Below are 13769 nucleotides of genomic sequence, written 5' to 3' on the forward strand. Positions count from 1 at the left end.
AGCAAAAACAAAAAATAAAGTGGATTGATGAATAACGTTAACTTAAGTAAGACAGTGTGCGCGCTGTCTTTGACCGCACTGCTCATAGGTTGTGGCGACGAGCGTGAGCAATCGCAACCGCGCGTGAAGGATAAGACGACGGAGCAAGGCACTGAGATTACTCAAAAGCCGGTGGTTTATCAGGTGTTTACGCGCCTATTCGGTAATACAAAAACCACAAATAAGCCGTGGGGCACGCTCGAGGAAAATGGTGTTGGCAAGTTCGCCGATTTTGATAATAAGGCGCTCACTGGCATTAAAGAACTGGGTGTGAGCCACATATGGTATACCGGTGTGCTACACCATGCGACGGTTACCGATTACAGTGACTACGGTTTACCTGGCGACGACCCGGACGTGGTTAAAGGGCGCGCGGGTTCGCCTTACGCTGTTAAAGACTACTACAATGTTAACCCCGACTTAGCTGTTAACCCCGAGCAGCGCCTTGAAGAGTTTGAAGCGTTGATAGCGCGAACACATGATCACGGAATGAAGGTGATCATCGACATCGTGCCGAATCATGTAGCGCGTGACTATGACTCCGTTTCAAACCCCGAAGGTGTGCACGATTTTGGTGCTCACGATGACACCAACGTAACGTACCGTAGAGATAACAACTTTTACTATGTTGTTGGGCAAGACTTTCAAGTGCCACAAGATGACCACTATCAGGTACTAGGCGGTCTGCCGCATCCCAAAGCCGATGGTGAATTTGTTGAGCGTCCTGCGAAATGGACCGGTAATGGCGCGCGCGAGGCGCAACCTCACATTAATGATTGGTACGAAACCGTTAAGATTAACTACGGCGTGAAAACGGATGGAAGCTATGATTTTCCTCGTCTACCTGCAGGCTATGCCGAGAAAGACTACCGAGCGCACCATGCGTTCTGGGAGGGAAAGGAGTTGCCCGACAGTTGGTATAAGTTTCGAGACATTACTCACTATTGGTTGAGCAAAGGCGTTGATGGTTTTCGCTACGATATGGCGGAGATGGTTCCTGTAGAGTTTTGGAGTTTTCTGAACTCATCGATCAAGATGAAGAACCCGGATGCGTTTTTGCTCGCTGAGGTCTACAACCCCACCTTATATCGGTCGTATATCCAACAGGGCAAAATGGACTATTTGTACGACAAAGTTGGATTCTACGATACGCTCAAAGCGATTATTCAAGGTAAAGCCGATGCGGATGCGCTGATGGCGGAGCACCAAAAGGTGTTAGACATCGATACACATATGCTGCACTTTTTGGAGAATCATGACGAGCAACGTATCGCGAGTCCAGATTTTGCCGGTGATATGAACTGGGGTAAACCGGCGATGACGGTGTCTACGCTAGTCGGTCGTGGCCCTAGCATGATCTATTTTGGTCAAACTGTGGGTGAGGATGGCTCTGAGGAGCCCGGGTTTGGTGATCCCACACGTACCAGTATTTTTGATTACATTGGGGTCCCGGCTCACCAGCAGTGGATGAATAATGGTGCCTTTGATGGTGGTCAACTGAGCGATGAACAACAAGCGTTGCGTGACTTCTATGTTGAGCTGATGGCACTCAACAAACGCCCAGCGATTGCTGACGGTGACTTCGAATCCGTGGCAAACTCAAATGCCAAGCACGTGGTGAGCTTTATTCGCACCAACGGCGAGCAGCGTCTGCTTATTGTTGCTAACTTCGCTAAGCAACCACAATCAGTCAGCATCTCACTGAACGCGTCTAGTGGTGAGACATTGCTGGGAGCAACGCCGAAGTACACATCTGATGGACTCTCAATTACGTTGCCATATCAAGGTGTGAGTGTGGTAGAGCTAGGAAGTGAGCGCTAATGCATACTAATAGCCAAAACGAACGACCCACACTGAGTTTCTGGCAAATGTGGAATATGTGCCTTGGTTTTATGGGCATTCAGTTTGGCTTCGCGTTGCAAAACGCGAATGTCAGCCGTATTTTCCAAACGCTCGGCGCAAAAATCGATGATATACCGATTTTATGGGTGGCAGCGCCGCTGACAGGGCTGATCGTTCAACCGATTATCGGTTATATGAGTGATAAGACTTGGGGACGCTTGGGACGCCGCCGTCCGTACTTTTTTTACGGCGCCATCGTAACCACCGCGGCATTGTTGGTCATGCCTAACTCACCCACCTTATGGGTTGCGGCGGGTATGCTCTGGATTATGGATGCCTCGATTAATGTCACTATGGAGCCATTCCGAGCCCTTGTCGGCGATAACTTGCCAAACAAGCAGCGGGCGCTGGGTTATTCACTTCAGAGCTTTTTTATTGGTGTTGGTGCGGTCATCGCATCCAGTTTGCCTTGGGTGCTGACTAACTGGTTTGATGTCAGTAACACCGCCGCCGAAGGGGTTATTCCCACCTCAGTTCAGTACGCTTTCTATGTTGGTGGCGCGTTTCTGCTGATTTGTGTCATGTGGACAGTGTTCACAACGAAAGAATACAGCCCCAAACAGCTTGCAGCGTTTACAGATGATACAGAAGAACGTGCGCAAGGCACCGCTAAATCCTCCATCAACTTTGCAAAATCATTGGTCGTAAGCGGCTCGCTAGGCGTGCTGATAATGGTTGTGGTCAGTGTATTGGGACTAGAGAAAGAGTTGTATCTGTTAGGCGGGCTACTGGTCGTATTTGCTATGTTACAGGGACTAGCTGCTTGGCAGCAACGGCAAGGCTACATTGCTAATGGCTTCTTCACTGTTGTGCATGATGTTTTCACAATGCCAACCGCGATGCGACAGTTGGCTTGGGTTCAGTTCTTTAGTTGGTTCTCTTTATTTGCCATGTGGATCTACACCACCGCTGCAGTTACCAGTTACCACTACCACAGTGTCGATGTAACCTCTAAAGCATATAACGATGGTGCTGACTGGGTTGGCGTATTGTTTGCCGCTTACAACGGTTTCGCGGCGCTTGCTGCGCTAATTATTCCCATGATGGTAAAACGTTTAGGTATTCGAGCGGCCCACGGTTTTAATTTGTGCTTAGGGGCTTTGTCACTGATGAGCTTCCTCATTATCAGTGAGCCCGCTTGGTTAATGCTGCCGATGGTCGGTATTGGTTTTGCTTGGGCATCTATTTTATCCCTTCCGTATGCCATGCTCGCGAATGCACTGCCGAGTGCAAAAATGGGTGTGTACATGGGGATCTTCAATTTCTTTATCGTGATTCCGCAACTGCTTGCTGCCAGTGTTCTTGGCCTGATTTTAAAGCACGGCTTTGCGAACCAGCCGATTTTCGCCCTTGTCATTGGTGGGGTGTCCTTTGTGTTGGCCGCAGTGTCGGTGATGCGGGTAAAAATAAACAACTGATTTAAGGGTGATACAGTGAAACTACTTAATGCAATTGCCAGTGCACTGCTGGTTGCGGGATTAACAGGTTGCAATAGTGATGCGGCGACTGAGACCCATTCGGTGGCACCGGGGGCTCCCGGTGAGATGCCCTTCTGGGCTTATTCTGGAAAGACCGGTATCGGCACGTCATATGAAGCCTATCAGGACGGTCACTATGATGACGATAGTGCGACTGGAACCGTATCCAAGGTTTGGTTTTCGTTAGCCAAAGGCATGATTACAGAAACGATGTTTGGCTTAATTCATCAAGCGCAAATACGTGATATGCAGTTTATCGTTAGCGGCGAAGACTTTGTGGTGCGTGAAGCTGATGGACTCAAAAACACGGTCGAGTATCTGGACGTTGACGAGCAAGGACGTCCCTTATCGTTGGCGTACCGGGTGACGAGCGAAGACAAGCAAGGTCGTTTCCGTATTATAAAAGACATCTTTACTGACCCGGATGCGCAGTCGCTGATGGTACGTGTGCGTTTTGAGTCGGAGCAGCCAGGCTTAACCGCTCACGTGCAGGTTAATCCTTATATCAATAATGACGGTGTTGATGATCGTGCCAAAGTGACCGAGAACGGACTGCTTGCCTACTCAGGTGAACACTTCTTAACGCTGCAGAGTGCGCAGCCACTGCAACAGCGCTCAGTTGGTTTTATGGGCGAATCGGATCGTTATTCGCAACTAAAGGCAAGGGGCGAGGTAACTGCTTATCAAACGACGGGTGACTCAACAGGTAATGTCTCGATGAGTGCAACGCTTGGTGAAATCAACGAGAGCGCCGAGTTCGACTTAGTACTCAGCTACGGCAACACTGAACACGTAGCGATGGAGCAAAGTCAAAAGACGTTGCAGCGGGGATATGAGGCAGTACTAGCGCATTACAATGGCGCGGGTGATGCAGTCGGTTGGCGAGATTATTTACAAGGACTCGCACTCGAAGAAATGTACGCTGCGACTACTGATGGTGGCAAGCTGCTCAATACCAGTGCTCTAGTGCTTAAAGCACAAGAGGATAAAACCTACGCGGGCGCGTTGATTGCGTCACTGTCTAATCCGTGGGGCGACACAGTTTCTGCTGAGCAAGGAAAGACCGGTTATAAAGCGGTGTGGGTGCGTGACTTTTATCAAGTTGCGATGGCATTTCTTGCAATGGGCGATACACAAACTGCGAAAGCGGCATTCAACTACTTGCCTAAGGTGCAGGTGAGCGAGAACACACCGGGTAACCAAGGCGACACCGGCTGGTTTTTGCAAAAGACGCATGTGGATGGCGAACTAGAGTGGGTGGCTGTTCAGCTCGATCAAACCTCAATGCCGATTATGCTCGCGTGGAAGCTTTATCAGGACGATGTGCTGACAAAAGACGAGCTCGTTCAGTGGTATGACTCCATGCTTAAGCCGGCGGCTGACTTCTTAGTGGAAGGCGGTTTAGCGAAGATCCTCTGGAATGACACTCAGATTACCCCACCTTATACCCAGCAGGAGCGTTGGGAGGAGCAAGCGGGTTATTCACCATCTACCACAGCGGCTGTGGTGGCTGGGCTTATCAGTGCCAGTGAAATTGCAAAGTTGAGCGGTGATGATGATAACGCTGAACGCTATCTAGAAACCGCCAAGCAGTACGAGCAAGATATTGAAGCGCTGATGTTTACCACAGCGGGCACGTTAACAGGCGATGCGGCTGATGGTGAGTACTTTGTACGTATTGCACAAGACAAAAATGTAAACGCGGATACTAAGCTTGGGGCAAACAACGGACGCCCTGGTATGGACAAAAAGCTGATATTAGACGGCGGCTTTTTGGAGTTGGTGCGTTACGGCGTGCGCCCTGCGGATAGTCCCTCGGTCATCGCTTCTTTACCGGAATATGATGATGAGAGCCTGCCGCATCCGCTGCGTGTTAAATACACTTTCACCAATGAGCAAGGGCAAACTTTCCCAGGCTGGCGCCGTTACGGTAACGACGGCTATGGTGAAGATCAAAACCTAGGCACTAATTACGCTGAAGGGGGTCAACAGACCGAGGGTCAACGAGGCCGTGTATGGCCGTTCTTTACAGGTGAACGCGGTCACTATGAAATTGCAGCGGCTAAGTTGCGAGATGGTGAGCTGACCGACTCGCAGTTTGAGCGTATTAAAAATACCTATGTCTTGGGCATGGAGTCTTTTGCTAATCAAGGCATGATGCTACCTGAGCAAGCTTGGGATGGTGTGGGCGCTAACCCGTTTGAGTATGATATCGGCGAGGGAACTAACTCAGCAACGCCGCTTGCTTGGACGCATGCAGAGTACATTAAGTTACTGCGTTCATTAACTAATGAATCGGTGTGGGACAATTATCCGATTGTTGAGCAGCATTTAGCAGATTAATCAATCTCCCCGTTTGCCGCTGTTGGAGTGGGGCGCTCATCTGGCTATTGGCTTGATTGGCGCAACATTAGCTTCGGCGGCAAGATGCTTTTATTGAGATCGATCTCTTGCTCCGAAATTAGGTTGAGTAAGTTGTCTACTAACATCTGCCCAGCAACGGTTGTATTTTGTTGAACAGTTGAAAGCTGAGGGGTGCAAAATCGCGCCATAGGAATATCATCAAAACCGACCACGGCGACATCTTGAGGAACACGTAGACCTGACTCTTGCAGTGCTCGGATAGCACCAATTGCAATTAAATCACTGGCGCCAAAGAGCGCGTTAAAGGTTATGTTGTTAGCAAGTAGTGACTTAGTCGCTTGGTAGCCTGATTCTTCGGTTGAGATTGCAGTAGCAATTTTTCGCTCACTTACGTGTTTACCGTGTGCTTGTAAACGCGTTTCGAACCCCTGAAAGCGAGCGCTGAATTCTGGGCTATGGTGGGATGTATCGCCTATAAATGCACAGTCGGTGCGACAGAGATCAATAAAGTGATCGGCGACCAAACTCCCTCCGAGCTGATTATCACAGCTCACCGTCAGCTCAGGGCGACCATCGACGCAGGCTCCCCAACAGACAAATTTAGTTTTGGTGGCTAATAAGCGTTCAAATTTAGGTCGGTAGTCAATGTAGTCACCGTAGCCGAGTAGTATGATGCCATCAGCACGATGGCTTTCGGCATAGTCTACATGCCAGTCGTTGCTGCTCGACTGAAAGGAAACCAGCAAATCATAACCCTCCTTTGCACAGGCTCGGGTGATTGAGCCGAGCATCGACAAAAAGAAGGGATTGATTTGCGAGTCATCGGTCGTGGGATCTTCGTACAATAACACAGCAAGCGTAGAGCTTTGTTGGGCACGCAAGTTACTGGCATTTTTATCCACCTTGTAGTTTAACTTGCGTGCAACTTCGGCGACTTTCTTCCGTGTCTCTTCACTTACAAGTGGGCTACCGCGTAATGCACGAGAGACGGTCGACTGCGAAACACCTGCGTGATGCGCGATATCGAACGATGTAGGCTTACCCTTCATTTACTTCCTTATATGGCATGCTTTATTATCCGAAACGATACAACTAAGCGCCGTTAAAGAGAAGTCTTAACCAATAAATTTGATTGATTTGCGCGGAAATCAGTATCTATGGCATGCTGTTTCTACACGCCACTTCATCGATGGAAGGCGAATTATGGGCTTTCGTTTGCATGCGCCAATGCGGCTGGCGTTTCCGGGTAAGTGGGTAGCACGGAGCACGATACTCGTTGCATTTGCAGCCGTATGCTGGGGAATTTCTGGTGGTATCGGTGCCATATTGCTCAATGAAGGCTGGAGTGCAACGACGGTTGCGTTATGTCGAGGAGCGTTCGGGCTGGTTTTTGTCGGTGTTTGGCTGTTTCTTACACGGCGCGATGTAGGGCATTTAAACCGTCAGTTCTGGTTTTGGTCTGTCGTAGCTGGGTTGGGTGTCGCAGGCAACTTTTCTTTTTACTTTTTTAGTATTGCCGAGGGGAGCGTCACAGTCGCCGCAACGCTGATGTATTGCGCACCGGTGTTTATCTTCATAATTTCCTTTTTGTTGGGACTCGAAACGCCTTCTTGGTCTAAGGTGCTAGCAATCCTCTTTGTTATTGTCGGTATTGTTTTCCTCACTCAGGCCTATGCACTGGACGTCGGGCAGGTAAGCGGGCTCGCCGTGATCATGGGGCTGCTATCCGGCGTGTCTTACACTGTGTTTGTTTTTGGCTTTAAATATGCCGCACCTCATGGCAGCCCTCAAGCGATACTGACGGTTGCTTTTGCAGTGTTATCTCTGGTTTTGGTGTTACTTATCGATACGGGTGGCATTAAGCAAACAGCCTCACCATCATCCTTATGGTTGCTGCTGGCTATCGGTGTTTTAGGCGGTGGGCTTTCATTTATTTGTTATGTTGTGGGTCTTAACTATACGGCGCCAGGTAGCGCTTCGATTCTAGCCATGGCGGAACCTATCACGGCTGCATTATTTGGTATTTTATTTTTAGGAGAGTTGCTTGATTGGGTACAAGTGTTGGGTGTGGTACTGATATTGAGCTCTGTTACCGTGCTAAGTATTGAGTCGAATCGCAGGAAATCAGTTGTAGAGTCACAGCAGCGACTTACTGACTAAGCCACTGCTGTGCGCTATGTTATTCGTTTACGCCCAAGGCACCTCCACGGCCAAGGCCTCCTCTCACATCTTGCGCTTGATAACTTTTCAGCGCCTTGACCATGTTGTTATAGGAGTCCATGAATGCGGCTGAAATAACCTTTCCTTCGGGCGTATCAGTATAACCGCCAACACCGGCTAATAAACCGGAAAAGACGCCGGCAAAGGCACTGAAGTCCCAATTTTTGGCGTTACCTGCCGCTGCTGAGACTTGCACTCCCGAGCGGTTATCAACAAGTAGTAAGGTGGTCGCTGCCTCGTTGCTGGATAGCCCGCCAGCGACGACTCCGACCCAGCCGCCCAACAAACCGCCGACTTTTTGTGTGCCGCTTTCCGAGAATTGAATCGAAGGGCTGACTGTGTAGTCTGCAGCTACGAGCTGACCTTTGCCAAAGTTACTTTGACTGCGTAGTTCGCCACTCTCCATCAGAGCGCGTTCGGCTTGCAGCGCACGCATGGCTTTGCCACGCTCAACAATAACAAAACAGTTTGACTGTTGAATCATGACTCGGATCAGGGGAACGGTCGTGCCCAGTTGCGGATACATACGGCGATAGTCGTACCACCAGTTTTCGTTGGTGTCCTCGTAAATAGACAGCGTACCGAGTGGCGCCTCGCAGCGCTCGAGCGCATTGTTCTCACCTTGACTGTGGGCACCGCCTGCGGCGCCCGTAATCGTGTTACCCGAGCTTCCGCCTAAACTGGGGTCGGTGCTGACACACGCGGCTAAAGAGACACTGCAAACACAAGCAATAAGAAATTGATTTGATTGGTTTTTCATAGAAATACTATCAAGTGTTAATGAGAGCTTTTAAGTTTGTTGATGAATGCGCGAGGGGCAAATCGAGATGGATGACTTGTGTGTAAGCGATTGCTAGCGGTGGTGTGCATACAAAAAAGCCGGCGTAAAAGCCGGCTTGGTTCACTCAATTGAGTGGGTTACTGGGCAGCGGCAACTCGCGCTCGCGCGGCATGCAGTTTTTTATAACTCTCAATCAAACGCAAGTGACGATCAAGCCCGGTTAAATTCATGTCGGTGGGCGTGAGACCATGAAAGCGCACAGTTCCATCGACTGAACCTTCGACAGCATCCATCGTTTTATCCCCAAACATGCGGCGGAAGTTGTAGATAAAGTCGCTCCGTTCAAGCTCTTCGTCGAGTTCGACCTCAAGCAGCGCCTCTACGGCACGATAGAATAAGACACGCTCAACGGTGTTATCGTTGTACTGCAGGAACATTTCCACATGCTCTAAGGCAAGTGCATGCTCACCTAAGGCAAGGTAGATAAGCAATTTAAGCTCAAGGATGGTCAGCTGACCCCATACCGTATTTTCATCAAACTCAATACCGATAAGCGTGATGATATCCATGTAGTTGTCGAGCTGGCTTTCTTCTAAACGTTCGACTAACTCGGCAAGTGCCTCATTATCAAGTCGGTGGAGGTTTAAAATATCCTCACGGAACTGCAGCGCGACATTGGTGTTATCCCAAATTAAATCCTCAACGGGATACACCTCTGAGTAACCTGGTACGAGGATACGGCACGCCGGTGCACCGAGTTCGTTATAAACGGCGACATAGGCTTCTTTGCCTAAATCAGCGAGGATACCAAACAGGGTGTCAACTTCTTCATGGTTTGAGCCGGAAAAATCCCAGTCAACGAATTCGTACTCTGAACGCGCGCTGAAGAAACGCCACGACACTACACCTGATGAGTCAATAAAGTGCTCAACGAAGTTATTCGGTTCGGTGACCGCCATTTGGTTAAACGTCGGCGCAGGTAAGTCGTTTAAACCTTCAAAACTACGGCCTTGTAGCAGCTCGGTTAGGCTTCTCTCTAAGGCAACCTCTAAACTCGGGTGGGCACCGAAAGATGCAAACACACCCCCTGTACGCGGATTCATTAATGTTACACACGCAACAGGGAACTGACCACCTAACGAGGCGTCTTTTACTAATACTGGATAGCCTTGCACTTCTAGCCCTTTGATACCTTCTACAAGTTTGGGAAAGCGCTCAAGAACGGTGTCCGGCACGTCAGGTAAAGCGATCTCATTCTCGATGATTTCGCGTTTGACTGCGCGTTCGAATATTTCAGATAGGCATTGGACAACCGCTTCGTCGAGCGTATTGCCTGCACTCATGCCGTTACTTAGGTAGAGGTTCTCAATTAAGTTAGAAGGGAAGTATACCTCTTCGCCGTCCGAGTGGCGCTTAAACGGTAGCGCACAAATACCGCGCTCAACGTTACCTGAGTTGGTGTCAATTAAGTTTGAGCCCGCTAACTCATTTTCTGGGTCATAAATAGCGCGCGTGTACTCGTCTAAAATACCCGTAGGCAGGCTGTCGTCTTCAGTCAGTTCAAACCAACGCTCGTTGGGATAGTGAACAAATTCACTTTCAGCAATCTCTTGCCCAAAGTACTGATCATTGTAGAAGAAATTACAGTTAAGACGCTCAATAAACTCGCCCAACGCCGAGCATAAGGCAGCTTCCTTAGTCGCGCCTTTGCCGTTGGTAAAGCACATCGGCGATGCGGCATCACGCACGTGCAAAGACCAAACGTTTGGTACGATATTACGCCAAGAGGCAATCTCAATTTTCATACCCAAATCCGCTAGTATTTGGGTCATATTGGCGATGGTTTGTTCCAGGGGTAAGTCTTTACCTTTGATGAAGGTCGTGTGCTGTTCATCGGAAGTTCCCATCAGAAGCGCTTGCGCGCTGTCATCAAGATTATCTACGGCCTCAATCTGAAAGTCAGGCTCGGTTTGCACAACCCGCTTAACGGTGCAGCGCTCGACCGCTCGTAAAATGCCTTGACGATCTTTGTCAGAGATATCTTCTGGTAGTTCGACCTGAATTTTAAATATTTGGTTATAGCGGTCTTCGGGATCGACAATATTATTTTGTGATAAGCGAATATTCTCGGTAGGAATATCGCGGGCATTGCAGTATAAGCGTATAAAATACCCTGCGCATAACGCAGATGACGCAAGAAAATAGTCGAAGGGGCTCGGCGCAGAGCCATCACCTTTGTAGCGAATGGGCTGATCGGCAATGACGGTAAAATCATCAAACTTTGCTTCAAGTTTGAGATTTTCTAAAAAGTTTACTTTGATTTCCATGGCGCTTCGACCTGCTTGGCTTTAGTGATAAAACAAAGCCGCCATTATCGCGTGTTTTGCTCCGTGCGTCATGGTGAAAATGGTTAAAATTTCAGATATTTCCTAATGCGCTTTGTTAGCAGATGCGATACACTCGCAACAAAATTGTTACATTAAGTTCTGATAAAAAACGTGAGACAAAATATGAGTAAAAAGGCACTTTTAGGTGGCGCTGTCGTTGTAGCGGGCGTATTTGCGGTGAGTCCATACTTCACGGGTAGTGCATTAGAAACGAATTTAAATGAGCAGATAGCGGCGCTGAATGCGCAACCCGCGTATAAAGCTGAAGTTGTTAAATTTGATAAAGGTTACTTTACATCGTCGGGCGTTATCCATGTAACATTGGATTTGGGAACTATGGCGGACGACACTAATGACCTACCTGAGAGAGTTGAGTTTGATCTTAACTTTGATGCTCAGCACGGCTTGCTTCTTACACAGTACAACCCAGGTATTGGACTTGCGGCGTGGAAGCTTAGCTTCTCAGGCGATGATTTACGTAAATTCGTTAAGTGGAACGATGATGAGGCGATCTACCAGATGACCGGTTCGATTGGTTTATTTGGCGACGCAGAGTATCGTGATTGGGCGCCTGAACTCACGTCAGTTGAGAACAAAGAAGGTATCGCGTTTAATTTTTCAGGCTATCAAGGTCAGGGCTCGGTGGGGCAAGATCAAGTTGCCTACAGCGGTGGCTTTAAAGACATGACTGTCTCAATTGACGATAAAGCTCGCTTTAAAATGTCAAAAATGAATCTTGAGCTCAACGCCCAGACGTCGTTGGCAGCGTTGTTAGCAGGAACCGTTTATCAAGGTACCTCATCTTTTACGATTGACGAAGTGTCATTTGAAGATGTCGAAATGACGCAACCACTGGTTTTGAAAGGTTATGAGTTAACAAGTCGTTCAGACATTAACGAAGACCAGGACACCACGAGCATTGTTGTGAATCAGCTGCTCAAATCGTTTGAGTCATCGGCACTCAATGCCAATGATATCCACTTCGACATGTCGATGGATAACTTAGATATCGGCGTGCTAGAAGCGTTTCAGCAGTTTGCCGCTAAGCAAGATACGGCGACTGATCCAGCGATACTCTTTGAACAGCAAACAGCGTTCTTTTTGGATCAGCTACCTAAGATTATCGATGATAATCCAAACTTCAAAATTGATAAGCTGAGCGCCTCACTTGAGCAAGGTGATGTGAATGCCGACATGGTCATGCAACTAGCGGATGTTGATCAGTTGCCTGACCCCATCGACGATCAAGTATTTTGGCTAACTCATATCAACAGTGAAGCAAACGTGAGTATCGAAAAGCCATTGGCATTGTGGTTGGCACAACAACAGATTCTTGTTCAGTTGCGTTCTCAATTACCGCCGGCTCAACAAGATCCTGTGCAAATGCAGCAAATCGCTGAACAGCAAGCACCGTTAGTAATTTCAACCTTTGTGCAACAAGGTTTTCTCACTGAACAAGACAATGCGTATGTGAGTAACTTTACAATGCAAGACGGTGAATTCGTGCTTAATGGTAACGAGCTACCCATACTGCAAGCATTACAGCAACAGTAAGTGATGTTAAACGGTGATGACAGGTGTGGGATTCATTAAATTGTCATGAATCCGAAACGAAGTTGTCACCGTAGATATTGATAATTGCAGTCGTTTTCTGGAGAACACCAGACAACAGATTTATACTCCCTGGATATATTTTGCCCCGAGTGTTTACTCGGGGCTTTTTCTTTTCTAGCCTATTTTATCTTGTGTGTTAGTTTCAAAGTCTTTTGCACTGTGGCGTTCGTGCAGCTGTCCTTCAGGGTCACCCCAAGTTTTGTTAACCATGCGTCCGCGTTTTACCGCGGGGCGTTGTGATAATTGCTCCGCCCAGCGCTGAACGTTTTTGTACGTATCTGCTTGAATAAATTCCGCAGCCTCGTACACCTCGTTGCGGACTAAAGCGCCGTACCATGGGAAGATAGCCATGTCAGCGATACTGTATTCATCGCCTGCAACAAACTCGTTATTGGCTAGCTGCTTATCAAGCACATCAAGCTGGCGTTTTATCTCCATCGTAAAACGATTAATTGGATACTCCAGCTTCTCGTCGGCATACGCATAGAAGTGTCCAAAGCCACCACCTAATAAAGGCGCACTGCCCATTTGCCAGAACAGCCAGTTCAGGCACTCAGCCCTTGCCGTAGGCGTCGTAGGCAAAAAGTGTCCGAATTTTTCTGCCAAATAGAGCAGAATTGATCCCGACTCAAATACACGAGTACCTGGTTGGGTGCTGTTATCCAGCAACGCTGGAATTTTCGAGTTAGGATTTATCTCGACAAAACCGCTGGAAAATTGTTCACCTTCCATAATGTTGATCAGATACGCATCGTAGTCTGCTTCTTTAACGCCAGCTTCGAGCAGCTCCTCCAGCAAAATGGTCACTTTCTGACCATTGGGCGTTGCGAGCGAGTAAAGTTGTAAGTCATGCTTACCTTGGGGCAAGGCTTTATCATGGGTTGCTCCAGCAATAGGGCGGTTAATGTTTGCGAATTTTCCGCCATTACCGGGTTCCCATTCCCACACTTTGGGGGGCACATAATTGCTATCTGACATAGTTGA

At 48.4% G+C, this 13769-nt stretch carries 9 protein-coding genes; 5 read left to right on the forward strand and 4 right to left on the reverse strand.

Features of this window, described 5'->3' with window-relative positions:
* Positions 1 to 27 precede the first annotated feature (27 nt).
* The 3 genes from DFP83_RS05145 to DFP83_RS05155 are packed head-to-tail and all read left to right on the forward strand — an operon-like array spanning position 28 to position 5762.
* Entirely contained in the window at positions 28 to 1860 is a 1833-nt protein-coding gene (locus DFP83_RS05145) for an alpha-amylase family glycosyl hydrolase (RefSeq protein WP_110573841.1), read from the forward strand.
* Positions 1860 to 3359: an MFS transporter gene (locus tag DFP83_RS05150; protein WP_110573842.1), complete on the forward strand. Its 1500-nt coding sequence runs from the start codon at positions 1860 to 1862 to the stop codon at positions 3357 to 3359. The genes DFP83_RS05145 and DFP83_RS05150 overlap by 1 nt, the downstream gene beginning before the upstream one ends.
* Before the next feature lie 15 nt (positions 3360 to 3374).
* Positions 3375 to 5762, forward strand: coding sequence for a glycoside hydrolase family 15 protein (locus tag DFP83_RS05155; protein ID WP_110573844.1), 2388 nt, complete (start codon positions 3375 to 3377; stop codon positions 5760 to 5762).
* 44 nt (positions 5763 to 5806) lie between these two features.
* Here the strand turns inward: DFP83_RS05155 and DFP83_RS05160 are convergent, their stop codons facing one another.
* Positions 5807 to 6832, reverse strand: coding sequence for a LacI family DNA-binding transcriptional regulator (locus tag DFP83_RS05160; protein WP_110573846.1), 1026 nt, complete (start codon positions 6830 to 6832; stop codon positions 5807 to 5809).
* 154 nt (positions 6833 to 6986) lie between these two features.
* Here DFP83_RS05160 and DFP83_RS05165 point away from each other — a divergent pair, with 154 nt between their 5' ends.
* Positions 6987 to 7943 carry a DMT family transporter gene (locus DFP83_RS05165; RefSeq protein ID WP_110573848.1) on the forward strand — a complete coding sequence of 319 codons (957 nt, stop codon included), beginning with the start codon at positions 6987 to 6989 and terminating at the stop codon, positions 7941 to 7943.
* 19 nt (positions 7944 to 7962) lie between these two features.
* Here DFP83_RS05165 and DFP83_RS05170 read toward each other — a convergent pair whose 3' ends face one another.
* Both DFP83_RS05170 and DFP83_RS05175 read right to left on the reverse strand, forming a co-directional pair.
* Positions 7963 to 8763, reverse strand: coding sequence for a CsgG/HfaB family protein (locus DFP83_RS05170; RefSeq protein WP_110573850.1), 801 nt, complete (start codon positions 8761 to 8763; stop codon positions 7963 to 7965).
* A 158-nt stretch (positions 8764 to 8921) separates the two neighbouring features.
* Positions 8922 to 11111: an OsmC domain/YcaO domain-containing protein gene (locus DFP83_RS05175; RefSeq protein ID WP_110573852.1), complete on the reverse strand. Its 2190-nt coding sequence runs from the start codon at positions 11109 to 11111 to the stop codon at positions 8922 to 8924.
* A gap of 183 nt (positions 11112 to 11294) precedes the next feature.
* Between DFP83_RS05175 and DFP83_RS05180 the strand changes: the two genes are divergently transcribed.
* On the forward strand, positions 11295 to 12725 hold the full coding sequence (locus DFP83_RS05180) for a YdgA family protein (RefSeq protein WP_110573854.1): 1431 nt from the start codon (positions 11295 to 11297) through the stop codon (positions 12723 to 12725).
* Between the two features lie 174 nt (positions 12726 to 12899).
* Here the strand turns inward: DFP83_RS05180 and yghU are convergent, their stop codons facing one another.
* Positions 12900 to 13763, reverse strand: a complete 864-nt coding sequence (gene yghU / locus DFP83_RS05185; RefSeq protein WP_110573856.1) for a glutathione-dependent disulfide-bond oxidoreductase — start codon at positions 13761 to 13763, stop codon at positions 12900 to 12902.
* Positions 13764 to 13769 lie beyond the last annotated feature (6 nt).

It is taken from the genome of Idiomarina fontislapidosi (assembly GCF_003226255.1).
Classification (GTDB): Bacteria; Pseudomonadota; Gammaproteobacteria; order Enterobacterales; family Alteromonadaceae; genus Idiomarina; species Idiomarina fontislapidosi.

What these genes read in the sequence shown, in the direction of transcription:
- yghU (WP_110573856.1), bottom strand. Translation starts at nt 13,763, where the DNA reads ATGTCAGATAGCAATTATGTGCCCCCCAAAGTGTGGGAATGGGAACCC.
- DFP83_RS05150 (WP_110573842.1), top strand. Translation starts at nt 1,860, where the DNA reads ATGCATACTAATAGCCAAAACGAACGACCCACACTGAGTTTCTGGCAA.
- DFP83_RS05160 (WP_110573846.1), bottom strand. Translation starts at nt 6,832, where the DNA reads ATGAAGGGTAAGCCTACATCGTTCGATATCGCGCATCACGCAGGTGTT.
- DFP83_RS05180 (WP_110573854.1), top strand. Translation starts at nt 11,295, where the DNA reads ATGAGTAAAAAGGCACTTTTAGGTGGCGCTGTCGTTGTAGCGGGCGTA.
- DFP83_RS05170 (WP_110573850.1), bottom strand. Translation starts at nt 8,763, where the DNA reads ATGAAAAACCAATCAAATCAATTTCTTATTGCTTGTGTTTGCAGTGTC.
- DFP83_RS05175 (WP_110573852.1), bottom strand. Translation starts at nt 11,111, where the DNA reads ATGGAAATCAAAGTAAACTTTTTAGAAAATCTCAAACTTGAAGCAAAG.
- DFP83_RS05165 (WP_110573848.1), top strand. Translation starts at nt 6,987, where the DNA reads ATGGGCTTTCGTTTGCATGCGCCAATGCGGCTGGCGTTTCCGGGTAAG.
- DFP83_RS05145 (WP_110573841.1), top strand. Translation starts at nt 28, where the DNA reads ATGAATAACGTTAACTTAAGTAAGACAGTGTGCGCGCTGTCTTTGACC.